Source organism: Gemmatimonadales bacterium (genome assembly GCA_036279355.1).
Taxonomy (GTDB): domain Bacteria; phylum Gemmatimonadota; class Gemmatimonadetes; order Gemmatimonadales; family GWC2-71-9; genus DASQPE01.
On the sequence record DASUJH010000025.1, the window covers coordinates 1 to 22,600 of the forward strand.

The window sequence follows — 22,600 nt, forward strand, 5'->3', positions numbered from 1 at the left end:
GGTACCCTGGCTCCGAGCCCGTTGGCTCGTCGAGGTCCGCCCACCAGACCTCGCCGCGCTCGATTACCACTCGGGCGTGCGGAGCGACCGAGCTTGGCTGCGGCGGAGCGGGCGCTCCAGGCGACTGGGCTGCTGCGCGTAAACGCGATCGAGTCGCTCGGTCACTTTGGTATTTTGGTGCTTGGCCAGGAATTCCGCCACGGCGGTGGCGTACAACTCACTGCGCGAGACCCCGAGACGCCGGGCCAGGGCATCGGCAGATTCGAAGAGCTCGTCGGGCAAGGAGATCGCCGTCTTCATACCACGAGTATACTGAGGTAGTACCGGCGGCGCAAGCGGACGAGCAGAAGGCCGAGCTCGACCGGCGCCTGGCTTGGCTTGCGCGCGATCCTGGCTCCGCGATCCCTGGGAGCAGGTCCGCCGCGACCTCCTCGAACCGGAGTGACGCGCCGGCTCACGTTCCGGCCGCAGGCCCGCACTGAGCTTCGTCAGGTCCGACGCTGGTACGACCTCGTCACCCGAGTGCTGCCACTCGCGAAAGCAGCCCGATGACGTGCCCACAACCGAAAGGGGATTACTCGACATCGCTGCGCCGGCCACTTGGATCAATTTCTCGACGCATTTCCGTCGGTCTCGCGGGCGCACGCCGTGGCGGCACTCACCTGGGCGCGCGCGGCGCTCGTGACGGGCGCGCGTCCTGGTGGATGAGGATGTGCCGCGCCAGCGCGCCCCTGCCCTGCGCGGCCACGAGCGCAGGTTCGTAGCCGCCCATGGCCTCACAGACGCGCGCCTCGCCACTCGGCCAGCACGCGAATTCGAGCTGGGGTTTGGCCGGCTCGCGTCGGCCCCACCTTGCAGGATGCGGGCACCCAGCCCACGCCTCCGGAACGGAAGAGGCCACTCATCAGCAGGCACATGCCATGAAATCTGCAAAGAAGGGTGCACCGAAATCTTCCAAGGGCACCACCGTGACTGGCAAGAAGCCCCAGGGATTCACGGACGAGGAGCGAGCCGCCATGCGGGAGCGCGCGCAAGAGCTGAAGGCGGAAGCACACCGTGGCTCGGGCGCGGGCACGGCGGACGGAGAGAACGATGTGCTGGCGAAAATCGCTGCGATGCACGAACCGGATCGCGCTATGGCGACGCGGATTCATGCCATCATCAAAGCCAATGCGCCAACCCTGTCGCCGAGAACCTGGTACGGAATGCCCGCCTATGCCAAGGAGGGCCATGTGGTCTGCTTCTTCCAAAGCGCGCAGAAGTTCAAGGCTAGGTATGCGACGCTGGGTTTCAGCGACAAGGCGAATCTCGACGATGGCCAGATGTGGCCGACCAGCTTCGCGCTCCAGAAGCTGACTACCGCCGAGGAGGCTCGAATCAGCGCACTCGTGAAAAAAGCAATCGGTTGACTCGGCACCAGATCCACAAGATCGCCGCGGGCTTCGGCTCCGGTTGGAGTGGTGGGTGGCGCGACCGGGATCACGGCCATCGCGCCCGGCCCGGTGCAGATTCCGGGCGGTGTCGGGGAGAGCACGGCACCCATTCACCGCACCCACGAGGAACTCGGAGATGAAAGCACCACTGAATGCAGGACTCACCGCGGCGGTCGTCGCCTGTTTGGTCGGCGGCCCCGCCCCTGCCGCTGCCCAGGCGGCCCACACCGGCGGCAACTCGAAAACGGTCTACGTCGCCCACCTGCACCCGATGAACACCAAGGTGACCGGGCACGCGACGACGGGCGATGCCCGGTTTTCAATCGAGGGCGACAACCTGACCATCAGCATCAAGGTCAAGGGCGCCGCACCCGACATCGAGCACTGGCAGCACTTCCATGGATTCACCGACAGCCGGGATGCCACCTGCCCGACGAAGTCGGCCGACAAGAACGGCGACGGCATCATCGACCTGATCGAGACCGAGCCGGCGGCCGGCACGACGATGGTGCCGTTCGACTCCGACCCGGCCGCCATGGACGTGGCGCATGGCGCCTACCCGAAGGCCTCGGCCGGCGGCACGTATGATTATCACCAGGTCGTGTCGCTCGAGGCCCTGAAGGCGGCGTTCGCCAAGGCGTTCGATGGCGCGCAGCTCGACCTCGACCGGCGGGTGGTGTTCGTTCACGGGGTGCCTTCGGACACCAAGCTCGCGTCGTCCGTGGCGTCACTCGGACCCATTCCCGCGCAAGTCACGCTGCCGATCGCCTGCGGCACGATCGAGCGGGCCAAGCGGTGAGTCTCGCATGCTTGCCCACCTCTGCGATCAGATGCGCCTGCCCTTCAACGCTGACCCGAGCGGTCCCCTGCCCGGTCCTCCGCGGCTCCCGGTCGTGCGCGAGGCGCTTCTCTACTTTCTTCCCTGGCCGAGGGGAAAAGTGCAAGGACCGCCCGAGGCGTTTGTAACCGAGCCGGGGAGGTGGGCCGATGACCTTGAGACGTTGAGAGCGTTGGTCGATCAGTTCCTCAACGCGGATTCGCGGCGACCGTTGTCGGTTCACCCAAATTGGGGACGGCTGATTCGGCGGCAGTGGGGAGTGTTCTTCTATCGCCACATTGATCACCACCTGAAGCAGTTCGGGGTCTGAGCCCCGCCGCGACGCCGCCGCAAGCGGGCCGTCGTGGTTGCCGGACGTACTGATGCCAGTTGGCGGGGACGCGGCCGCTGTCGGCCGGCCCCGCGCAGGTGGTACATTCGCCGGCGTGATCACCGACCGAAAGGAATGGCAGTTCTTCGTCGCCCTGCGGCGCGCGGACGGCGCGCTCGCCGCCGCGTGGTGGGCGACGCTCATCCTGCGCGGCGTGCTGCCGGCGGTCTTCGCGGTGGCGATGGGCGTGCTCATTGCCGCCGTGCAGCATAAGGGCGCACTCGGCACACCCCTCGCCGTCGTCGGCGCCGTTTTCGTTCTCCTCCAGGTGCTGCCGCCCGTGCACACCGCCCTCGGCTACAACCTGGGCGACCGCACCTCCGCCTGGCTCTACGACCGCCTCACCGAGGCGTGCGTGCGCCAACCCGGAATCGCCCACCTCGAGGATCCGGAGCTCACCAGCGACCTCACGGTGGCGCGCGACTTCGACCTCGGCATGACGGGGCCGCCGCTCAGCGTCTCGATGGATTTCATCGCCGGCGGGATGGCCGAGATGATCGGCGGACTCGCCTCGGCGGCGGTGCTGTTCGCCTTCGTTTGGTGGGCGCCGCTGGTGCTCGTGGCGGCGTGGCTCTCGACCCACTGGCTGCTGCGCGAGAGCGCCATCTGGTTCGACCGCAATACGCCCGAGGTCCGCGCCGCCCAGCGCGACGCCGAGTATCTGTACCGGCTCGCCGTTGACCCGCCGGCGAGCAAGGAGCTGCGGCTGTTCGGGCTCGCCGGGTGGACCCTGGACCGGTTCATCGCGCGGCGGAAGCGGCTGCACACGATTCAGTACGAGGCCACCCGGATGCGCGAGCGGCCGATGCTGTGGAGCCTGCTGATCGTGGTGGCGGCCAACGTCGCCGTGCTCTGGGTGCTGGCGGCGCGCGCGTCGGCCGGCGCCATCTCGGTGGGCGAGCTGGTGGCCTACGCCCAGTGCGTGATCGGGACGTCGCTCATTGCGTTCGGCGGCTTCAGCTGGGCGCTCGACGGCGCGTCGGCGCCGGTGGCTGCCGTCCTCCGGCTCGAGAAGGCGATGGCCCCGGAGGGGGCCCTCGCGATGGGTTCGCGATCCGCGCGCGGGCTGCCGGCCGGCGAAATCCGGTTCCGCGGGCTGCGGTTCGCCTATCCCCACGGCGGCGGCACGCCGGTGCTCGACGGCGTCGAGCTCACCATTCCCGCGGGCACATCGCTGGCGATCGTCGGGCAGAACGGTGCGGGGAAGACCACGCTCGCCAAGCTGCTCTGCCGCCTCTACGATCCCGCGGAGGGAGCGATCGAGGTCGACGGCGTGGACATCCGCGCGCTCGACCTCGCGGAGTGGCGCGGCCGGCTGTCGGCCGTCTTCCAGGACTTCGTGCGCTTCGAGCTGCCCCTGCGCGACAACGTCGCGCCAGAGGGCGCGCCTGACGAGACGATTCGGGAAGCGCTGGCGGCGGCGGGCGCGGGCACGCTCGCGAGCCTCGACACCGTCCTCTCCCGCGCGTACGAAGGGGGCACAGACCTTTCCGGAGGCCAGTGGCAGCGGATCGCCCTTGCCCGCGCGCTCTGCGCCGTCGCGACCGGCGCCCGGGTCGTGCTGCTCGACGAACCGACCGCGCAGCTCGACGTGCGCGGCGAAGCGGAGATCTTCGAGCGCATCCTCGGCGCCACCCGCCACTGCACCACCATTCTGGTGTCGCACCGCTTCTCCACCGTACGCCGCGCCGACCGCATCTGCGTCCTCGAGCACGGCCGCGTCGTGGAACTGGGGACCCATGACGAGCTGATGGCGAAGCACGGCCGCTATCGCACCATGTTCGATCTCCAGGCACAGCGGTTCGGCCGCGCCGAGGAGGACGAGGGGGTGACGTACGATGTCCTCGGCTGATCGCGATCTGCCCGCTGCCCTCCCGTCGATGTGGCGACTGCTCCGGCTCGGCTACCGCTACGAGCCGGCGCTCATGGGGTGGGCGTTCGTGCTCTCGCTCGCCGGCGCGCTGCCCGACGCCCTGCTCGCCTACTGGTTCAAGCTCATGGCCGACGCGGTGGTGGCGGGCAACGCCTCCCGCGTGCGGCTCTGGGTGGTGGTGCTCGGCCTGTCGGCGGTGGGGACCTGGTTTCTGCGAACGGTGAGCACGCGGGTCCAGCGGCGTTTTCGCGACCGTGTCACCATCGCCCTCGAGGCGCACGTCGCGCGGCTCCAGGCCGGCATCACGACCATCGCCCATCAGGAGCGCCCGGAGTACCTCGACCGCCTGGCGATGCTGCGGAACCAGGTGTTCGTGCTCGACCACATGTACATGTCGGTCTTCTCAACCGCCGGTTGGATCCTGCGGTTGGGGGTGACGCTGGCGCTCCTCGTCTCGGTGCACCCGGCGCTGGCGCTGCTGGTGGTGTTCGCGCTGCCGACCGTGATCACCGCGACGTGGCGCCCGGGCGTGGAGCGGGCGGCGGAGGAAAAGGCCGCTCCGTTCTACCGGCTGGCGCGGCATCTCTTCACCATCCTCACGACGGCGTCGCCGGGCAAGGAAGTGAGGCTCGCCGGCATCGGCGCGGAACTCTCGGATCGGCGGCGCCGCACCTGGGAGGATGGCTACGGTACGATCGCCCGTGCGCGCTGGGGATCGATGCTCTGGAACGCTGCCGCATGGGCGGTGTTCGGCGCGGCCTATGTCGGATCGATCGTGTTCGTCTCGGCGGGGCTGCGCGCATCGGCGGGCGCCGTGCTGCTCGTGCTCGCGGCGGGGGCGCGGCTCTCGGCGTACATCGGTGCCACGGTCGGCGAGCTGGGATTCCTGCGTGGGTTCTGGGTGTACGGCGCGCGGCGCCTCGCCTGGCTGGAGGACTATGCCGCGTCGGTCGCCGCCGCGGGAGATCTGCCGGCGCCGGACAAGCTCGAGCGTGGGATCCGGTTCGACCACGTCTCGTTCGCCTATCCGGGCACCGACCGGCTGGTGCTGGACGACGTGTCGCTCGACCTGCCCGCGGGATCCGTGGTCGCTATCGTCGGTGAGAACGGCGCGGGAAAAACTACGCTGGTGAAGCTCCTCGCGAAGATGTACGAGCCGACGTCGGGCCGGATCCTCGTCGACGGCGTGCCGCTCGCGCGCATCAGTCCCGAGCAGTGGCGGGAGAAAATGGCCGGCGCATTCCAGGACTTCTTCCGGTTCGAGCTGCGTGCGCGCCTCACGGTGGGCGTCGGCGACCTGCCGAGGGCCGGCGACGACCCCGCCGTGCGGGCGGCGGTGTCACGCGCCGGCGCGGACGACGTGGTGGCGCGGTTGCATGCCGGCCTCGACACCCAGCTCGGCCCCACGTGGCCGGGCGGGGTGGACGTGAGCTTCGGCCAGTGGCAGAAGATGGCATTGGCCCGCGGGTTCATGCGCGACGCCCCGCTGGTCCTCGTGCTGGACGAGCCGACCGCCGCGCTGGATTCGGAGACCGAGCACGCCCTGTTCGAGCGCTATGGCGCGGCGGCGCACGGGGCCGGAGGCCGCGTCACGCTCCTCGTCTCGCATCGCTTCTCGACGGTGCGGATGGCCGACCTGATCGTGGTGCTCGACGGCGCGCGGGTGACGGAGGTGGGCACGCACGAGGCGCTGATGGCGCGCGGCGGCCAGTACGCGGAGCTGTATACGATCCAGGCTACGGCGTATCGGTAGCGCCGCGTCACTCTCGGTGGATCACCTCGTCTGGGGCGGCCGGAACCTCGACGAGGAAATCGACCGGCTCGAGGCGCTGACCGGCGTCCGCGCCGCCCGCGGCGGGGCGCATCCCGGCGCCGGCACCCACAACGCGCTCCTCCGCCTCGGGGCCGCCAGCTACCTCGAGCTCATTGCACCCGATCCCGCACAAGCACCGCCCGCCGGTCCGCGGTGGTTCGGGCTGGACGATCTCACCGCGCCGGGCCTCGTCACCTGGGCCGCCAGGGCGACGGACCTCGAACGCCGCGTCGCCAAAGCGCGCGAGGCCGGGCTCGATCTCGGCGAGGTGCGACGCGGGCAGCGCCGGCTGCGCGATGGCGAGCTGCTCACCTGGCGACTTACACAACCCGAGATTGCTCGGGGCGACGGGCTCGTGCCGTTCCTGATCGATTGGGGCGAGAGTCCGCACCCGGCCGAGCGTGCGCCCGCCGGAATCGCGCTCGTGGCACTCGGGGCAGAGCACCCCGACCCGCCGCGCATCCGCCGGATGCTGGAGCAACTCGGCGTCGAGCTCCAGGTGTCGCGCGGACCGACGCCCGCGCTCATCGCCACGCTCGACACGCCGCGCGGACGCATTGCGCTGCGTTGATTGGAGACCGCCGTCACGCCACGGACATCGTCGCCCGACCCGCTGGCCATGGGGCCGGCGCAGTGCGGGCACCCGCCGAGTTCATGTACTCCCGCCTTGCCGCGCGCGCCCTGACGCTCGTCGAGGGTACCTATCGCATCGCGTGATGCGCCGCCGTCGCCGGGCGGGCCCACACCGGCTACCTTCCCGGCGCGCCTGCGAACGTGAGGCGGGGGTGGAGTGCGCATGACGGGCGCAGGTTCCGCAGCATGGGCGAATTAGGCTGCGGCACCGCAGTTGAATACAAGTTAGGCTGCGTCCGGCATTGCGCCAGGAGGAGGAGATAATGGACACCGGCGAAGCGCGGCAGCTTCTCCTCAAAGAGCATGGGTGGAGCCCTGAAACTCTCGATATCTGGCTGCGTGCGGACTGCAAGTGCGAGGTTTGCGGTCGAGACCTCTTAGGGTGCATCGATGACTACTTCTACGGGGCTGAGATCGACCACTTGCAGCCGGCGTCTCGCAAAGGTGGTGATGACGCATCCAACAGGGCGCTGCTTTGCAAGATGTGTAACAGGTTGAAGCGGAATACTGAGCTGTGCGATCCGACGCGGGGATTGCCGCGAGAAGCGATAGTCGAACTGGCCCGCAAGCACATCGTGCCGATTCGGCTTGACAGGCAGCACAAGCTAGATGCGGCAAAGCGGCTTCTTGAGGTGTTGAGTCGAGCCCAGAACCCGGCAGGGGCGACCAGTAGCCCAGAACCCGCAGCCTAACCCGCAAATGCAGCCGACAAGCGCGAAGCGGATCAAGCTCCGGGCTCAGCAACCCTCCGATGGCGCGCTGTGGAACGTGGGTTTTCTTCAAGTCGCTTGCAGCTGATTTGCAAGTCGTTGGGCAGACAGTACCCACGCGTACGTCGGAGTGGGTACGCTATCTTCGGTCACCATCGCCCCCCGAAAAAAGGAGCATCTCCGATGGCCAAGGTGACACCCTTCCTGATGTTCAACGATCAGCTCGAGGCGGCCATGGAGTTTTACACCGCCACGTTCCCGGACTCCCAAATCAGGAACGTGGCCCGCACTGGCAACGACGGTCCGATCGCCTCCGCCGAGTTCGTCGTCGGTGGTCAGGTCTTCATGGGCTACAACGGGGGCCCGTACTTCACCTTCTCCGAAGGCTTCTCCCTCTATGTGGACTGCGAGGACCAAGCGGAAGTTGACGAGTATTGGGACAAGCTCGTCAAGGCCGGCGCGAAGCCTACCCAGTGCGGCTGGATCAAGGATCCGTTCGGCATCTCGTGGCAGATTGTCCCACGGCGATTCATCGAGCTGATCCGCGACGGGAACCCTAGGAAGGTGAAGGCCGTGATGGAAGCCATGATGACGATGGTGAAGCTCGACGTAGCGGCCCTTGAGAAAGCCTACATTGAGGCGTAGCAGTGTCAAACGCCCGCGCCTTGAGCGCTGAGGAAAGCAAACGGTTGACTCGGCACCAGGGCTCCAGCTGGTACCGGAATAGCCTTGGGAACGCAGCGCCTCATGCCCGAGAGGCGCTTTGGAGGGACTTCGCTCAGGTGAGCGGCCCAACACCGGTTGCAATCCACCACTGACCTCCGCGAGGCAGCCATGGCTCTGGCACCGATCCTGATGCTGTACCTGGTCATTGGCGTGGTGGCGGCCACCGGGTCGGTGACGATCAGCCGCTCGCGGTTCTCGCCACGGGTGGAGCACACCTTCTTCGCGCTGCTGCTCATTCCGATCGCCGCGATGTACCTGGCCTTCGTCGCGTACTTCGGCGACTCCTCGGCGCTCCGGCCCGAGGCCTGGGCGGTCGCGGTATTCGCGGTGCTCGGGCTCCTGGGCCTCGGGTTTCCTGCGCTCGTCGTGCTGGGCTATGGGCTCCACGGCGGTTGGGACCTGGCGCACGAGATCTGGGTGCACCTCGGAGCCGGGGCCGGCGGCGCGCGGCCGTTCACGCACTTACCGCTCGCGTACGGGGTGTTCTGCGCGGCGTACGACTGGTGCATGGCGGGGTACTTCTTCACCCGGCGTGCGGCCTGGCGGCAGTGAGCGGGCGTCACGGCGGCGTAGCCGAACGGACGTTGCCGGGTAAACATTATCGACGGCGTTGCTGAGTCCGCTTCGCCGAGGATTGGAAAGTTCTGACATTGTGCCGCCGGCCGCCCTCAAGGACCTCCGATGACCCTCGATATGCGCCCCCAGTGTGAGAAGTGCGACGCACCGCTCGACTTCCGCGACCTGGCCTTCATCTGCAGCCACGAGTGCACCTTCTGCCCGGCCTGCGCCGTGAGCCTGGGCCAGGTCTGCCCCAACTGCGGCGGTGAGCTGGTCCGCCGCCCGCGGCGCCCCGTGAACATCTCAGCTGATTCGTAACAGGTGTTATCACCTGATGGGTGCCGCCCTTTCGCTTTCTCCGCCGCGGCGACATCTTTGTCTCGCTCCCCGACGTACGACTGCTCTCCTCATCGCGAAGGGCGCTGAGCCTCCTCCATAGGCTCGGGCCCCGAGCGCACGCCAGTTGCCATGCCCGCTGAGGCAATGAGCAGGCTGCGTAACTGAGCCGGCACGGGGCGCACGCATCGTGAGCATGACCGGAAGCGCCGAAGCCAAAGTGCCGCCCCCCAACGCCACACCGCTTGGAGCCGCCCGCCGTTCCCAACGGATCGCGGCGGCGCTTGGCGCGTACGCTCTGGCCGGGGGAGCCCTTTCCCTGGCCGGCTGGGTCGCCGATATCCGCCGCCTGACGGATTGGGTGGACCGCGGCATCTCGATCCAACCCACCACGGCCGTCGCCGCCATGGCGGCGGGCGCTGCCCTGATCCTGTTCACGCGGGACCGCCGGCGCTCCAGCGCCTCGTTCGCGGTGCTCGCCGGGCTGATTGCCATCGCCACCCTGTTCGAGCACGTGTCCGGCGTGAGCCTGGGGATCGACACTCTGCTCACCTTCGGCCGGCCGTGGGCGAACGTAGCCACGGTCGAACCGGGCCGGATGGGTCTGCCCGCCACGAGCTCGTGGATCCTCCTGGGCGCCGGGCTGGTGCTGGCGCAGCGGGGCGAGCGAGCGCGGGGAACGGCCGCCGCCATGGGGGTCGCGGCGACGCTGATCGCCGCGCTCTCGCTGATCGGCTACCTCTTCGGTGCCGACCCGTTGTTCTCATTGCCCCGGCTCACCGCGGTAGCGGGGCAGACCTCCACGCTGATCCTCGCCGTCGCGCTGGGCCTCCTGGCCGCGCTCGCCGACCGCCAGCCGATGCGCATGCTCCTGGAGCATAGCGCATCGGGACTGCTGGCCCGGCGAGCCTTGCCGGCCGTCATCGGGCTGCCGGTGGTGCTAGGACTCCTGGTGCTCCGGGGCCGGGCCGCCGGGCTGTACGACAGAGGAATGGGCTTCGCCCTCCTGGTGCTCGGACTCGTCGTCATCATGAGCGCGGGGCTCTGGTCATGCGCGGCCGCGGTCGCGGCGCACGAGCGCGCGCTCGCCGCCGCCAGTCACGCGCTGCGGGAGAACGAGCAGCGGTTCCGCCGTCTGGCCGATGCCATGCCCCAGATCGTGTTCACGACCGATCCCGACGGGCGCATCGCCTTCACCAACCAGCAGTGGAAGGACTACACTGGTGAGCCCGGCGGCCGCGCCGCAGATCTCACCGCGCCGGTGCATCCGGACGATCTCTCCTCGCTCCACGAACGCTGGGAGCGGGCCCGGAAGTCGGGCGAGGAGCACGCGGCCGAGCATCGGCTGAGGCGGGCGGACGGAGCCTATCGGTGGTTCCTGACCCGCGCGGTTCCGGTGAGGGACGAGCGGGGCGCCATCGCCCAGTGGTACGGCACCTCCACCGACATCGACGACCAGAAACGGGCCGAGCTGATGCTGCAGGAGAGCGAGCGGCGCTTCCGCGCGTTCGCCGATGCCGCGCCGGCCATGCTGTGGGTGACGGAGCCGGACGGCTCCTGCTCGTTCCTCTCGCGCGGGTGGTACGAGTTCACGGGCCAGACCGAGCGTGAGGCTCTGGGGTTCGGCTGGATGGACGCGGTGCACCCCGAGGACCGCGGTGGCTCACGGGAAAGCTTCCTCGCCGCAATGGGCCGCCATGAGCCGTTCACGGTGGAGCAGCGCGTCGCGCGGCTGGACGGCGAATACCGCTGGACACTCGCCGCGGGTCGGCCTCGCTTCGGCCCGGGCGGCGAGCTCCTCGGCTATAGTGGCTCGGTGATCGACGTCGACGATCGCAAGCGGGCGGAAGGCCAGCTGCGGCAGGCGGCCAAGATGGAAGCCATCGGCCGCCTCGCCGGCGGCATCGCCCACGACTTCAACAACCAGCTCCACGCCGTGAGCGGCTTCGCCAACCTCGCGGCGGGCGATCGCGGCCTCGGCGCCCGGGCTCGGCAGGACCTGCAGGAGGTCCTCAAGTCGGCCGAGCGCATGGCCGCCCTCACGCGCCAGTTGCTGGCCTTCAGCCGCCAGCAGTTGCTCCAACCGGAGACGCTCGAGCTCAACGCCGCCGTCCTGGACGGATCGTCGCTGCTGCAGCGGCTGATCGGCGCCCACGTCGAGATGGAGCTCGAGCTCGCGGCCGAGCCGACCTGGGTCCAGGTGGATCGCGCGCAGCTGCTCCAGATGCTCATGAATCTGGCCATCAATGCGCGCGACGCGATGCCGGGAGGCGGCCGGCTGCGGATCAGCACCGGCCGGCGCAAGGACGGATCGCACATCGTCCTCTCGGTGGCCGACAGCGGCAGCGGCATCGCGGCGGAGCACCTGCCGCACCTCTTCGAGCCGTTCTTCACGACGAAGGGCGTCGGCGAGGGCACCGGGCTCGGGCTCGCCACCGTGCACGGCATTGTCGCCCAGAGCCACGGCCAGATCGAGGTCGAGAGCGAGCCGGGCCGGGGGACCACGTTTACGGTGCTGCTCCCCGCGGTCACGGAACCGATCGCGGCACCGCACGTCGCGCCCAGCCTGGTGGACTCCACGCCGCGGCCGGCCCGGATCCTGGTGGTTGACGACGAGGAGATCGTTCGCGCGGTGGTCGCCCGCACGCTCGAGGGTGAGGGCTACGAAGTCCTCCAGGCGCGGGACGGACGAGAGGCGCTCGAGCAGCTCGGCCGGGCGCGAGGGTCGGTGGACGTGCTGTTGAGCGACGTAGTCATGCCGGTACTGGGCGGGCGCGAGCTCGGGGCCCGCCTCGCGGCCGAGCATCCGGAGCTGCCGGTCATCTGGATGTCGGGATACACGCGCGACACCGCGTTCGGCGATGGCCACTCGGACGGCACCCAGCTTTTTCTCCAGAAGCCGATCCTGGCCGATCTGCTGGTGAGGACGGTGCACGACGTGGTCGCGCGGAGGGAGACGCTGCAAGAGGTTTGACCAACGCGTGGGCGACGAGCCCGCCCGGAGGGCCTATGGTCGCTCGTTCGGATCTTCCTGGCGTGCTTCTCTTGCTTCCACTCGTTCTGCTGCTGCCGCGGGCGGCCGACGCGCAATACAGCCCGGTGCACCGCGGCTCCATTCAACTGGCCGGCACCGCTCAGCTCAGCCACTTCCGTGATATCGGCAACGACTTCAGCAGCAGCGTCATCGAGCTCGCTCCGCGGCTCGGCTATTTCGTCGCCCCGGGCCTCGCGCTGAACGCGAACCTGCAGTTCCGGCACGATGCGTCGGAGGTCGCCGCGGCTACGCAGTGGGGCGTGGGGCCCGGGCTCACGTACTACGTGTCCGGGCTCTCGCGCCGCGTCTATCCGTTCGTGTCCGGCCGGACCCTGTTCACCTGGAGTCACGCGTGGGACGGGAGCGGGGTCGTACTGGATCGGCGCAACTCGACCAGTTGGCTGGTTTCCAGCGGCGCGCTCGTGCTCCTGGCCGAGCATGTCGGGCTGACGGCCGAGCTGTACTATCAGCACGACCGGTTCACGGTTGAGCCCTCGACCAACTCCGACGAGCAGTATGGGCTGCAATGGGGCTTCGCGATCTTCGTCCATTAGGGTATGCCGCGCCCCCGCACCGGGCGACCGAATGACAGGGTCCGCATGAATTTCGACCTCGAATCATCGATGGACGTACTTCGCCGTACCCCGCCTGCCCTGGAGCAATTGCTCGGCGGGCTGGCGGAGCCGTGGATCCGGGGCGCCGAAGGCCCCGACACCTTCAGCCCGTTCGACGTGGTGGGGCATCTCATCGACGGCGAGGAGACGGATTGGATCCCGCGGGCGCAGATCATTCTGGCCCGGGGAGCCGATCCCCGCTTCGAGCCCTACGATCGATTCCGGCATCGAACGAGAAACGTGGGGTGCTCGCTCAGCTCGTTGCTCGCGGAGTTCGGCCGCTTGCGCGCGGCCAATCTGGCGCTGCTCCGCTCCTGGCAACTGACGGCGGCCGAGCTCGAGCTGCCCGGCAATCACCCGAGCCTCGGGCGTGTGACGCTCCGCCAACTGCTGGCCGCCTGGGTCGTGCACGACCTCGGGCATCTGGCTCAGGTGGCGCGGGTGATGGCCAAGCAGTATCGGCAGGAAGTCGGGCCGTGGGTGCCGTTCCTGCCGGTCCTGACCGACCACGAGGTGCCGCGCTCCTGATGTTCTTCCGAGCCGTCGTGATCTGGTTGGCCATCCTCGTGCTCGCGAGCCTCAACGGTGCCCTTCGGGACCTGCTCCTGGCGCCGCTCTGGCTCGCGCAATCCCGGGGTGTGCTCGGAGGTGCGGCTGATGTCCGCTGAACGGCCATGAGCGTGGTGATCGATACGTTTCGACCGGAGCACGCGGCGGCGTTCGACTCGCTGAATCGAGCGTGGCTCACCGCCTATGACCTGCTGGAGCCGGTTGACGAGCTCCACCTCACCGATCCGGCGGGCGCGATCCTGGCCCACGGCGGCCAGATCTTCGTGGCGCTCGAGGACGACGTCGTGATCGGCACATGTGGGGTCGTACCCCACGGACCGGGGACTTTCGAAGTGGTCAAATTGACGGTGGCACCCACTGCCCGCGGCCGCGGCATCGCACGCGAGCTCGTGGATGCCTGCCTTGCCTACGCGGTCCAGCAGAGGGCGCGGCAAGTGGTGCTCGTCTCCAACTCCCGCCTGCAAGCGGCGCTCAGGTTGTATGAGCGGCTTGGCTTTCGGTATGCGCCGATGCCGGCCGCGATGCCTTACGCGACCGCGGATGTGTACATGGAGCTGGAGCTCGCCCCGGGTCTGCCCGCCGCGCCCGCCCGTCCGCCCGTCCGCCCGTCCGCCTAGTGCCCCTGCCGCATCATTTCCCGCATTACCATCACATCGTCGAGGTCTTGGGGCCGGCCGGCGGCCTCCTTGTAACGGATGATGTCAGAGAGACTGGCGGCCAGAATCGTGGTCCCGTACACCTCGAACCTGACTGCGTCGCGTGCCAGGTCGTCAAATCCATCCGTTCCGCTCGGCGTGAAGGCGATATCCAGCCGGCCGGCGTCGGTGACGAGATTCCAGAGCCGGGCGCGGCGCAGGGTCGTAGCGGAGCAGTCAAACGCCAGCCCCTCCGGAACTCCCTCGGTGAAGACCCGTGCGTCGAGCTGGCGCAGCGCGGCGGCGAGTCGGTCGAGGTTCGCCGGATTCGCGGCTGGCGTGATGTCGGCATCGGCGGTGGCCCGGGGGAATCCGTAGAGCCGGGCGGCCATGGCGCCGATCAGAACGTAGCGCACCTTGTGGCGCGCGAGCGTCGCGATGAGCAGCGCGGGGTCGAGCGGCTTCACGCGGACGTGCGCCGGGCTAAGGAGAGGAAGCGTGACAGATTGCCGAGTTCGGTGAGCCGTGCCTCGGGGGGCAGGCCGAGAATCCGAGGCACGTCGGCCAGCATATGACTCCGGGCGGCGCGGCGCGGAACGACGGTGGCGTTGAGCGTGACGCCGGCGGCACGCAGCAGGCGCAAGAGCGTATCCCATGAGGGACTGGTCTCGCCGAGCTCGATACGGGCCACGACCGACTGCGCGGTGCCGGCGCGCCTGGCCAGAGCGCGCTGGCTGAGGCCACTTCGGGCGCGGGCCTCGCGAAGGAGCGTGGCAGGCGTGACCATCGGCGCATGATAGCTATCAAGCTATCAGGCCACAAGTCTCCCCGCTTTCATTGCTGACGCACCGTATATTGTACGAGCTCAAGTCGCTCGCCAACGCGCGCCGCGCCGTATCAGTCGCTCATGAGGTGTATCTGGCCGAGCCCATCAGCCGCGAGCGCCGGCGCCGGCGCGCATCCGCCTTAACTTCGGAGCCATGCCCTCCACCGCCCCTCGCCTGCTGCTCATCGGACTCGACGCCGCCGACCCCGAGCTGATCGACCGCTGGACCAGCGACGGCACGCTCCCGAACCTCGCCGCGCTGCGCCGCGCCGGCATCTCCGGCCGCCTCGCCAGCTCCGCGCAACATCTCGCCGGCTCGCCCTGGCCCACCTTCTACACCGGCCAGCCGCCGTCGCAGCACGGGCTCTACCACGACTATCAGTGGCGCGCCGAGTCAATGGGATTTGCCGCGCCCGGCGAGGACTGGCTCTCGCTCTCGCCCTTCTGGCGCCACCTCGGCGCCCGCGTTTCCTCCGTCATCTACGACATGCCGATGGCGCTCGGCATGGAGCCGTTCAACGGCGTCGAGGTCGCGGGCTGGGCCGCGCACGACAAGCTGGCGCCGCCCGCTTCGCACCCCGCCGATCTCCTGAGCGAGATCAAGCGCCGCTTCGGCGAGTGGCACATCGGGCCCGAGTCGTACGGGGCAGTGTCGGCGGCCGAGCTGCTCGAGCTGCGCGACCAGTTGCGCGACGGCGTTCGCCGCTCGACCGACCTGGCGCTCTGGCTGCTCGAGCGGCCGTGGAACCTCGCGATCGTCGCGTTCGGCGCGCTGCACCGCGGCGGCCACCGGCTCTTCGACCGCACGAGCATCGCGGGCGCGGCCACCAAAGCCCAGGGCGCGAGCTTCGACGGCGCCCTGCGCGAGCTGTACGTCGAGTGCGACGCGGCCCTCGGCCGGCTGGTGGCCGCGGCGCCCGACGCCACCGTGATCGCGTTTTCGGTCCACGGCATGATGGCCAATACCGCGCGCGTGGATCTGCTGGAGGACATGCTGGCGCGCGTGCTCAACGGGAACAGCAGCGCGCACCCGAAGCGCGGCATGATGCGCCGATTCGGCGAAGCGATTCCGACCGAGTGGCGGCGCGCCATCACCGCCCGGGTGCCGCGCGCCTTTCGCGAGCGGCTGGTGAATCGATGGGCGACCGGCGGCATCGCGTGGGATCGCACCCGCGCGTTCACCCTCCGCGCCGACTTGCAGGGCTACGTGCGACTGAATCTCCAGGGGCGCGAGCGGCAGGGCATCGTACCCCCCGCGTCAGTCGCAGCGTTGCGCGACCAGATCGCCGAGGGGCTGCTCACCTTTCGCGATGCCGCCACCGGCGAGCCGCTGATCGCCGCCATCGAGCCGATCGACGGGCTCTTTCCCGACGGCAATCGGCGCGACAACCTGCCCGACATCGTCGTGCGCTGGAGCGACGCGCCCGCCGCGCCGCACGTCGCGGTGGAGTCGCCGCGGTTCGGCCGGATCGAGCGCGCGACGCCCGGCCGGATTCCGAACGGGCGGAGCGGCAATCACCGCGGCGAGGGTTTCATCATTGCGCGCGGGCCCGGCATTGCGGCCGGCGCGCGGCTCGGCGCCACGCCGCACATCCTCGACCTCGCGCCGACCGTCGTGCGCCTGCTCGGCACCACCTCGAGCGTGCCGCTCGCAGGCCGCGTGCTTCCGGAGCTCGTCGGGTCGGTGTGACCGCCGCGGGGGACCGGCATCCGATGAAAGTCGTCCACCTGATCGATCACATGGGCCTCGGAGGCCAGCAGCTCGTCGTGCGCGACCTCGCCACCGCGCACGCGGCCGACGTGGAGCCCGCCGTCTGGGCGCTGAGCCGCCGCGAGCTGCCCGGTACAGCCGAGCGATTCGCCGCGGCCAGCGTGCCGTACTGCACGCTGGGCCTTTCGCGCACGAGCCCGCTTGCGCTCGCCGGCCTGCGCCGAGCGCTCCGTGACGCGCGGCCCGACGTGCTCCACCTCCACCTCGAGTACGCCACGCTGTTCGGCACCCTTGCCGCGCTCTCGCTCGCGGCGCCGCGCCCGTTGCTCGTCGCGTCGCTGGCGAACGATCCGCACCGGCACTCGTCGCTCCACCGTCGCGCCGGGCGCCTGCTCGCGCGCTACATCGACCTGCACATCACGATCTCGCCGAGCCTGCACGATGCCGTGCTGCGCGCCTATGCCGGGCGCCCGCGCCGCGTGGTTCTCGTGCGCTTAGGGATCGACCTCGCCTCCGCGGAGCGATCCGCGGCCGACCCGCGCCGAGTCGCCGAGTATCGGGCCGCTGCGCGGCGCGTGATCGGCACGGTGGCGCGGCTGGTGCCCCAGAAAGCCGTCCACGTGCTGCTCGACGCCGCGCCCGCGCTGCTCCGCGCGGAGCCCTCCACGCGGATTCTGATCGTGGGCGACGGGCCGCTCCGGAGCCAGCTCGTTGCACAGGCTCATCGGCTCGGCATTGCCGGGGCCGTGACGTTCGCGGGCTACCAGGGGGACACGGTGTCAGCCTACGCCGCGATGGACGTGTTCGTGCTTCCGTCGCGCGACGAGGGATTCGGGCTCGTCTTTCTCGAGGCGATGGCGATGGGCGTGCCGGTGGTCGGCACCCGCGTGGTGGGGAGCCAGGATGCGGTCGAAGACGGCGTCACGGGGCTGCTGGTACCGTTCGGCGATCCGGCGGCGCTCGCGGGCGCGGTCCTTCGCCTCTTTGCCGACGAGCAGCTCCGCCACCGGCTTTGCGCCACGGCGAGTGCGCGGGTGCGGCGAGATCACTCGCGCGAGCGCCCGGTCAAAGAGATCGAATCGCTCTATCGCGAATTGATGGACCGGCGGATCGCCGCCCTGAATGGCCCGCCGCGCGCACCGGTGGCGGTCGAGGCACGCACCCATGGGTGACGCGGCGTACGATCGCGTTTTCATCCTCGAGCTCACGGGACCGACGCTCGATTTCATCCTCGAGCGGCGCGCGGCGCTCCCGAACTTCGGGCGCTTTCTGGCCGAGGGCGCCTGGGGGCGACTCACCGGCCCGCCCCAGCCGGTGGCGCCGCAGTCGTTCGCGACGCTGCTCACGGGGCGCAACCCGGGTGCGACGGGGCTCTTCGATTTCTTCACGTTCGCCGCCGGCGGCTACGACCGCGTCCCCTACAGCACGACCCTGCTGCGCCAGCCGACGTTCGTCCAGCGGCTGTCGGACCAGGGCAAGCGCGTCGGGCTGGTCAACGTGCCGCTCACTTTCCCGCTGCCGAAGCTGAACGGGTTCGTGGTCTCGGGCGACGAGGGCATCGGCGACGAGTTCGCCTGGCCGCCGGAGGTGTGCCGGCAGCTCACCGCGGATGGGTACGTCGTGCCGTTCGGCGCGTCGTACTCGCCCGGCCGCGAGCACGAGCTCACCGACCACGCGATGCGCGTGCTCGCGATGCGGCGCCGCGCGCTGCGCACGCTGTTCGGCGGCGGACAGTGGGACTTCGGCATGCTCACGTTGCACATGTACGGCGAGCTGCTGCACGCGTTCTGGAGGTTTTACGACCCGGCCCACCCGGAGTACCGGCCCCTGGCCGAGGTGTTCGGCGATCGCGATCCGTTTCTCGAGCCGCTGGTCGAGATCGACGACATGCTGGGCGAGATCGTGGAGCTGGCGGGCCCGCGCGCGCTCGTGCTCGTGCTGGGCGCGTGGGGCCATCGGCTGGAGCACACCCGGGTGCACCTCAACGCCGCGCTCGCGCGCTCGGGTGACCTGCATTTTCGCCGCAATCCGCGCGCGCTGGTGAAGCGCGTCATGTTTCGCTCGGGCGTGACCGCCGCGTCGGCCGAGCGGCTGGCCCATCGGCTCAATCTCTGGAAGCTGTTCCACTACGGGCTACCCCGCGGCAAGCGCGCCAACGTGACCGGGGCGACATTTCTCTCGTTTCGCGACGTCGACTGGGCCCGCACGCGTGCCGTGGCAATGGGCTATCTCGGCCAGGTCTTTCTCAACGTGCAGGGCCACCGCCCGCTCGGTGTCATCCCGGCGGCGCGCTACAATGCCGAACGCGAGCGAATCGCGCGGCTGGTGAGTGAGCTGCGCGACCCCCGCAACGGCAGGCCGATGGTGCGGCGTGTGCTCGCGCGCGACGAGATTTATCGGGGCGATGCGCTCACCGACGCCCCCGATCTCGTCGTCGAATGGATGCCGGGCTATTCCGGCGACACCGGGCTCGCGGGCGGCGGCCGGCTGGTCACGCTGAGCGCGGCGAACCACTCCAGCGACCACTGCACGGAGAGCGTGATCCTGGCACTGGGCCGCGGCGTGCAGCGAGGCGAAATTACGGCCATCCTCCAGGACATCGCGCCGACGGTGCTCGATGCACTCGGCGTCGCCGTGCCTGCGGAGCTCGAGGGCAGCGTGCTTTCATTCAACACGGAGTCTCCATGACCGACCTCTACAGCGACGCACATCGCGCGTTGCAGGACCGCTTCGACACCCGCCGTCTGGCCGACAAGCTCGACGAGATCAACGTGCGCACCGAGTTCTCCGACGCCGACCGCGCGTTCATCGAGAGCCGGGACATGTTCTGGCTTGCCACGGTGGACCACCTGGCCCGGCCCACCGTGTCGTACAAGGGCGGCGCGCCTGGGTTCGTGCGCATGGTCGATGCGACCACGCTCGCGTTTCCCGCCTACGATGGCAACGGGATGTTCTATTCGCTCGGTAACATCGACACGACGGCGCAGGTGGGGCTCCTGTTCATGGACTTCGAGCGGCCCTATCGGCTGCGGGTCCAGGGCGAGGCGCGCGTCGAGCTCGACGACCCGCTGCTGGCGGAGTTTCCGGGCGCGCTGCTCGTGGTGCGCGTCGGCCTCACGTACGTCTTCCAGAACTGCCCGCGCTACGTGCACCGCTATCAGAAGGTGCAGGCCTCGCGCTATCTGCCTCGGGCCGACGGGAAAGCCCCGCTCGCGGGCTGGAAGCGCATCGACCTGATCCAGGACGATCTGCCCGCGGCGGACCAGGGCCGCGCCGCACGCGAGGGCGGCTGCATGTCGATCGAAGAGTGGGCGGCGAAGTCGGAGGCGGGGGATCCGGAGGCGTGAGGCGGGCGCGCTAGAAGAGTTCCTCGGCCAGCGCGACGATGATGCCCGCAGGGCCTCGCACGTAGCAGAGTCTGTACAAGTCCTTGTACTGGGCCACCTCGCCGACGAGTTCGGCGCCGTTGGCGCGCAGGCGAGCGACGGTGTCGTCGACGCTTTCGACTGCAAACATGACGCTCCGGAGGCCCAGCGTGTTCGGCGGTGCGATCGCCGGTTCGATCTCGACCAGCTTTGGATTGCGAAACTTCGTCAGCTCGAGCCGGCCGTGCCCATCCGGGGTCCGCATCATAACGATGTCCACCTGGACACGTTCGAGCCCATTGACGCGGTCCACCCACGCGCCCTCGACCGGCATCTCGCCTTCGACCGTCATGCCGAGCGCGGTGAAAAACGCGATAGCGGCTGCAAGATCGTCGACGACCACGCTGACATGGTCCAATCTCTTGATCGTCATGTCCCTAGTTTAGCAGAGGCATGCGCGGCGGCCCAGGCCGGCCGTTCTGCGCATCCGTAGTCGCGCCCTCACAGCGCCACGATCCCCATCCGCACCCCCTCCCGCACCGCCTCCGCCCGGTTGCTCACGTCGAGCTTGGTGAAGATCGTGGCGAGGTGATGCTTCACCGTCGACGCCGTGATGCCGAGCGCGGCGCCGATGGCGCGGTTGGCGAGGCCGTCGGCGACGAGGCGGAGCACCTCGGCCTCGCGCAGGGTGAGCGCGGCGCCCGCGACGGCATCTCCCAGGCCCGCATCGGCCGGCAGGAGATCGCGCGCGGCGGCGCCCGCGAGGCCGGCGGGCTCGCCGGGCTCGTCGCGACAAACGACGTCCGCCTCCTCGATCGTCCCCACCACGCGCATCGACGGATCCGAACGGAAGAGCCGGAGCAGCGCGGCACGGCGCGCTGGGTCGGCGACGGCGACGAAGATGCGGGTCACTTCCACGTGCTCATGCGGCGCCGCGGTTGATGCCGCCGTCGAAGGCCCAGAGTAGCGCCCGCACGTCGGGCGCGGGCACCGCGAGCGCGAGGCCACCCACCACCATCGTGTTGATCCCGATCACCTGCCCCGCCGCGTCGCACAGCGGGCCGCCGGAGTTGCCGGGCGCGAGCCGCACGTCGGCCTGAAGCCACGGAAGGTCGCGGTGCGCGGGGGGCAGATTCGCGGCGACGCGCACCGGACCGATGCCGTGCACGATTCCCGCGGTGGCGGCATTGGCGATGCCCATCGGATGCCCGACGGCAACGACCAGATGCCCGGGCCGGATCGCGCCGTCGTCGGCGAGCGGCGCCGGAGCGGGCAGCGACGCCGCGGTCCGGTCGCGCCGCAAATCCAACGGCGTGAGGACGGCGAGGTCGCGCCGCGGATCGCGCAGCACGAGCTCGAGCTCGAGCGCCGCTCGGTCCGCCGTCACCCCGGCGAAGCGGGCGCCCGGCCCGCCCCGCGCCACGTGCGCGTTGGTGACGACGACGTGCCGCCCGCTTGCGTCGGCGACCACCACGCCGGCGCCGCCGCCCCAATCACCCGCGCGGAGTTGAACCACGCTCCGCCCGATGCGATCCACCACCCGCGCAAGCTCGCCCGCCAGCACCTGCATCGCGCTCGCGCTCACCGGCGCCGCCCGTCGCCCCGCGGGCGCTCGCCCACCAGCACCTCGATCTCGGCCCGCGCACCGCCCCGCACGAGCGACAGCTCGAGCGTGCGGCCCACCGCGTCGCCCGTGAGCACGTGCAGCACGTCCTCGGGCTCGCGCATCGGGCGGCCGTCGATCGCCACGATCACGTCGCCCACCAGCAACCCGCCGAGCGCCGCCGGGCCGTCCGGCTCCACGGTGGTCACCAGCAGACCGCCCTCGCGCTCCAGGGCGAGTCGCTGGCGGAGCGCCGGCGAGAGGCGCACCGCCTGCATGCCCGCGCCGAGCCAGCCGCGCGGGACGTAGCCGCGGCTCAGCAGCACGTCGAGCACGCGATTCACCGTCTCCACCGGCAGCGTGGTCGCGAACGGCCGGCTCAACCCGCCCGAGTTGATGCCGAGCACCCGGCCTTCGATGTCGACGAGGGGGCCGCCGCCGAAGCCCGGGTACAGCGTCAGGTCGCTCTGCACCAACCGCGCGATTTCGCCGCCGCGCCAGCAGCGCCACGGGCCGCCGGTGGCGCTCACCGCGCCGAACGCCGCGCGCGGTCCACTCGCGTCGAGCCGGGCGAGGGCGAGCACCAGGTGGCCCGGCTTCGCCGCGCCCACGTCGCCCGGCTCCGCCACCGGCGCCTTGCCCGGCTCGATCCGAAGCGCCGCGAGATCGGTCGACGGGTCGCGCCCTTGCAGCGTGGCGGCGACGCGCTCGCCGCCCGGCAGCGTCACCCAGAGATCCTGCTCGCGCCGCACCGTGGCGTGCGTGGTGACGATCACGCCATCGCGCCAGTGGACGCCCGTCGAGGCGAGCTGCGGGCGGGCGTGCACCGCCACGGTGCTCTGCGCACCGCGCTCGACCGCGGCGGCGAGCTGATTGGAGAGATCGAGCAATGCGGAGGTCGCGGGGGCTGCCATGGAAAGCTCCTTCGTTCGTCGGGTCGCGGCCGGTGCGG

24 protein-coding genes are annotated in these 22,600 nt (G+C 69.9%); 17 read left to right on the forward strand and 7 right to left on the reverse strand.

The annotated features are described in order from the left end of the window. Positions 1-63 precede the first annotated feature (63 nt). Positions 64-300 (reverse strand): ribbon-helix-helix protein, CopG family, encoded by a 237-nt coding sequence (locus tag VFW66_06940; GenBank protein ID HEX5386411.1) that lies wholly within the window; start codon positions 298-300, stop codon positions 64-66. A gap of 470 nt (positions 301-770) precedes the next feature. On the opposite strand from VFW66_06940, the gene VFW66_06945 reads away from it, so the two are divergent. The 13 genes from VFW66_06945 (at position 771) to VFW66_07005 (ending at position 14,125) form a co-directional block, all read left to right on the forward strand. Then, a complete protein-coding gene (locus VFW66_06945; GenBank protein ID HEX5386412.1) occupies positions 771-1,409 on the forward strand; it encodes a DUF1801 domain-containing protein in 639 nt (212 codons plus the stop codon). A gap of 160 nt (positions 1,410-1,569) precedes the next feature. After that, positions 1,570-2,232: a hypothetical protein gene (locus tag VFW66_06950; protein ID HEX5386413.1), complete on the forward strand. Its 663-nt coding sequence runs from the start codon at positions 1,570-1,572 to the stop codon at positions 2,230-2,232. A gap of 464 nt (positions 2,233-2,696) precedes the next feature. Continuing rightward, positions 2,697-4,493, forward strand: a complete 1,797-nt coding sequence (locus VFW66_06955) for an ABC transporter ATP-binding protein (GenBank protein HEX5386414.1) — start codon at positions 2,697-2,699, stop codon at positions 4,491-4,493. Continuing rightward, entirely contained in the window at positions 4,480-6,267 is a 1,788-nt protein-coding gene (locus tag VFW66_06960) for an ABC transporter ATP-binding protein (GenBank protein HEX5386415.1), read from the forward strand. The genes VFW66_06955 and VFW66_06960 overlap by 14 nt, the downstream gene beginning before the upstream one ends. A 16-nt stretch (positions 6,268-6,283) precedes the next feature. After that, positions 6,284-6,898 (forward strand): VOC family protein, encoded by a 615-nt coding sequence (locus VFW66_06965; GenBank protein HEX5386416.1) that lies wholly within the window; start codon positions 6,284-6,286, stop codon positions 6,896-6,898. A gap of 955 nt (positions 6,899-7,853) precedes the next feature. Then, the gene (locus VFW66_06970; protein ID HEX5386417.1) at positions 7,854-8,315 is read left to right on the forward strand and encodes a VOC family protein; all 462 of its coding nucleotides are present in this window, start codon (positions 7,854-7,856) and stop codon (positions 8,313-8,315) included. A 189-nt stretch (positions 8,316-8,504) separates the two neighbouring features. After that, complete coding sequence (locus VFW66_06975) at positions 8,505-8,948, forward strand: DUF6010 family protein (protein HEX5386418.1); 444 nt, start codon at positions 8,505-8,507, stop codon at positions 8,946-8,948. 129 nt (positions 8,949-9,077) lie between these two features. After that, positions 9,078-9,272 (forward strand): DUF1272 domain-containing protein, encoded by a 195-nt coding sequence (locus tag VFW66_06980; protein HEX5386419.1) that lies wholly within the window; start codon positions 9,078-9,080, stop codon positions 9,270-9,272. Positions 9,273-9,486: 214 nt separating this feature from the next. Next, complete coding sequence (locus tag VFW66_06985) at positions 9,487-12,264, forward strand: PAS domain S-box protein (protein ID HEX5386420.1); 2,778 nt, start codon at positions 9,487-9,489, stop codon at positions 12,262-12,264. Between the two features lie 62 nt (positions 12,265-12,326). Next, entirely contained in the window at positions 12,327-12,878 is a 552-nt protein-coding gene (locus VFW66_06990; GenBank protein ID HEX5386421.1) for a hypothetical protein, read from the forward strand. Between the two features lie 45 nt (positions 12,879-12,923). Continuing rightward, positions 12,924-13,466 carry a DinB family protein gene (locus VFW66_06995; GenBank protein HEX5386422.1) on the forward strand — a complete coding sequence of 181 codons (543 nt, stop codon included), beginning with the start codon at positions 12,924-12,926 and terminating at the stop codon, positions 13,464-13,466. Continuing rightward, a complete protein-coding gene (locus VFW66_07000; GenBank protein HEX5386423.1) occupies positions 13,466-13,606 on the forward strand; it encodes a hypothetical protein in 141 nt (46 codons plus the stop codon). The genes VFW66_06995 and VFW66_07000 overlap by 1 nt, the downstream gene beginning before the upstream one ends. A 6-nt stretch (positions 13,607-13,612) precedes the next feature. Next, positions 13,613-14,125, forward strand: coding sequence for a GNAT family N-acetyltransferase (locus VFW66_07005; protein ID HEX5386424.1), 513 nt, complete (start codon positions 13,613-13,615; stop codon positions 14,123-14,125). Here VFW66_07005 and VFW66_07010 read toward each other — a convergent pair. Continuing rightward, the gene (locus VFW66_07010; protein ID HEX5386425.1) at positions 14,122-14,610 is read right to left on the reverse strand and encodes a hypothetical protein; all 489 of its coding nucleotides are present in this window, start codon (positions 14,608-14,610) and stop codon (positions 14,122-14,124) included. The genes VFW66_07005 and VFW66_07010 overlap by 4 nt on opposite strands. Beyond that, the gene (locus VFW66_07015) at positions 14,607-14,930 is read right to left on the reverse strand and encodes a helix-turn-helix transcriptional regulator (GenBank protein HEX5386426.1); all 324 of its coding nucleotides are present in this window, start codon (positions 14,928-14,930) and stop codon (positions 14,607-14,609) included. The genes VFW66_07010 and VFW66_07015 overlap by 4 nt, the downstream gene beginning before the upstream one ends. A gap of 193 nt (positions 14,931-15,123) precedes the next feature. Here VFW66_07015 and VFW66_07020 point away from each other — a divergent pair, with 193 nt between their 5' ends. From VFW66_07020 to VFW66_07035, 4 genes are read left to right on the forward strand one after another with little or no spacing between them, the layout of a single operon-like run. Then, a complete protein-coding gene (locus tag VFW66_07020; GenBank protein HEX5386427.1) occupies positions 15,124-16,659 on the forward strand; it encodes an alkaline phosphatase family protein in 1,536 nt (511 codons plus the stop codon). Between the two features lie 23 nt (positions 16,660-16,682). Beyond that, positions 16,683-17,852 (forward strand): glycosyltransferase, encoded by a 1,170-nt coding sequence (locus tag VFW66_07025; protein HEX5386428.1) that lies wholly within the window; start codon positions 16,683-16,685, stop codon positions 17,850-17,852. Continuing rightward, positions 17,845-19,368, forward strand: a complete 1,524-nt coding sequence (locus VFW66_07030; protein HEX5386429.1) for an alkaline phosphatase family protein — start codon at positions 17,845-17,847, stop codon at positions 19,366-19,368. Before VFW66_07025 ends, VFW66_07030 begins: the two co-directional genes overlap by 8 nt. Further along, positions 19,365-20,027: a pyridoxamine 5'-phosphate oxidase family protein gene (locus tag VFW66_07035; protein ID HEX5386430.1), complete on the forward strand. Its 663-nt coding sequence runs from the start codon at positions 19,365-19,367 to the stop codon at positions 20,025-20,027. Before VFW66_07030 ends, VFW66_07035 begins: the two co-directional genes overlap by 4 nt. A 10-nt stretch (positions 20,028-20,037) precedes the next feature. On the opposite strand, the gene VFW66_07040 is transcribed toward VFW66_07035, so the two are convergent. The 4 genes from VFW66_07040 to VFW66_07055 all read right to left on the reverse strand — a co-directional run bounded on the left by VFW66_07040 (position 20,038) and on the right by VFW66_07055 (position 22,562). After that, positions 20,038-20,478 (reverse strand): VOC family protein, encoded by a 441-nt coding sequence (locus VFW66_07040; protein ID HEX5386431.1) that lies wholly within the window; start codon positions 20,476-20,478, stop codon positions 20,038-20,040. A 68-nt stretch (positions 20,479-20,546) separates the two neighbouring features. Next, a complete protein-coding gene (locus tag VFW66_07045) occupies positions 20,547-20,957 on the reverse strand; it encodes a helix-turn-helix transcriptional regulator (protein ID HEX5386432.1) in 411 nt (136 codons plus the stop codon). A gap of 10 nt (positions 20,958-20,967) precedes the next feature. After that, positions 20,968-21,630 (reverse strand): trypsin-like peptidase domain-containing protein, encoded by a 663-nt coding sequence (locus VFW66_07050; protein HEX5386433.1) that lies wholly within the window; start codon positions 21,628-21,630, stop codon positions 20,968-20,970. Further along, positions 21,627-22,562, reverse strand: a complete 936-nt coding sequence (locus tag VFW66_07055) for a trypsin-like peptidase domain-containing protein (protein ID HEX5386434.1) — start codon at positions 22,560-22,562, stop codon at positions 21,627-21,629. Before VFW66_07055 ends, VFW66_07050 begins: the two co-directional genes overlap by 4 nt. Positions 22,563-22,600 lie beyond the last annotated feature (38 nt).

Excerpts from the sequence above, each read along its gene's own strand:
- VFW66_06940 (HEX5386411.1), bottom strand. The coding sequence starts at position 300 with ATGAAGACGGCGATCTCCTTGCCCGACGAGCTCTTCGAATCTGCCGAT.
- VFW66_06945 (HEX5386412.1), top strand. The coding sequence starts at position 771 with ATGGCCTCACAGACGCGCGCCTCGCCACTCGGCCAGCACGCGAATTCG.
- VFW66_06950 (HEX5386413.1), top strand. The coding sequence starts at position 1,570 with ATGAAAGCACCACTGAATGCAGGACTCACCGCGGCGGTCGTCGCCTGT.
- VFW66_06960 (HEX5386415.1), top strand. The coding sequence starts at position 4,480 with ATGTCCTCGGCTGATCGCGATCTGCCCGCTGCCCTCCCGTCGATGTGG.
- VFW66_06970 (HEX5386417.1), top strand. The coding sequence starts at position 7,854 with ATGGCCAAGGTGACACCCTTCCTGATGTTCAACGATCAGCTCGAGGCG.
- VFW66_06975 (HEX5386418.1), top strand. The coding sequence starts at position 8,505 with ATGGCTCTGGCACCGATCCTGATGCTGTACCTGGTCATTGGCGTGGTG.
- VFW66_06980 (HEX5386419.1), top strand. The coding sequence starts at position 9,078 with ATGACCCTCGATATGCGCCCCCAGTGTGAGAAGTGCGACGCACCGCTC.
- VFW66_06985 (HEX5386420.1), top strand. The coding sequence starts at position 9,487 with ATGACCGGAAGCGCCGAAGCCAAAGTGCCGCCCCCCAACGCCACACCG.
- VFW66_06995 (HEX5386422.1), top strand. The coding sequence starts at position 12,924 with ATGAATTTCGACCTCGAATCATCGATGGACGTACTTCGCCGTACCCCG.
- VFW66_07000 (HEX5386423.1), top strand. The coding sequence starts at position 13,466 with ATGTTCTTCCGAGCCGTCGTGATCTGGTTGGCCATCCTCGTGCTCGCG.
- VFW66_07005 (HEX5386424.1), top strand. The coding sequence starts at position 13,613 with ATGAGCGTGGTGATCGATACGTTTCGACCGGAGCACGCGGCGGCGTTC.
- VFW66_07015 (HEX5386426.1), bottom strand. The coding sequence starts at position 14,930 with ATGGTCACGCCTGCCACGCTCCTTCGCGAGGCCCGCGCCCGAAGTGGC.
- VFW66_07020 (HEX5386427.1), top strand. The coding sequence starts at position 15,124 with ATGCCCTCCACCGCCCCTCGCCTGCTGCTCATCGGACTCGACGCCGCC.
- VFW66_07025 (HEX5386428.1), top strand. The coding sequence starts at position 16,683 with ATGAAAGTCGTCCACCTGATCGATCACATGGGCCTCGGAGGCCAGCAG.
- VFW66_07030 (HEX5386429.1), top strand. The coding sequence starts at position 17,845 with ATGGGTGACGCGGCGTACGATCGCGTTTTCATCCTCGAGCTCACGGGA.
- VFW66_07035 (HEX5386430.1), top strand. The coding sequence starts at position 19,365 with ATGACCGACCTCTACAGCGACGCACATCGCGCGTTGCAGGACCGCTTC.
- VFW66_07040 (HEX5386431.1), bottom strand. The coding sequence starts at position 20,478 with ATGACGATCAAGAGATTGGACCATGTCAGCGTGGTCGTCGACGATCTT.
- VFW66_07055 (HEX5386434.1), bottom strand. The coding sequence starts at position 22,562 with ATGGCAGCCCCCGCGACCTCCGCATTGCTCGATCTCTCCAATCAGCTC.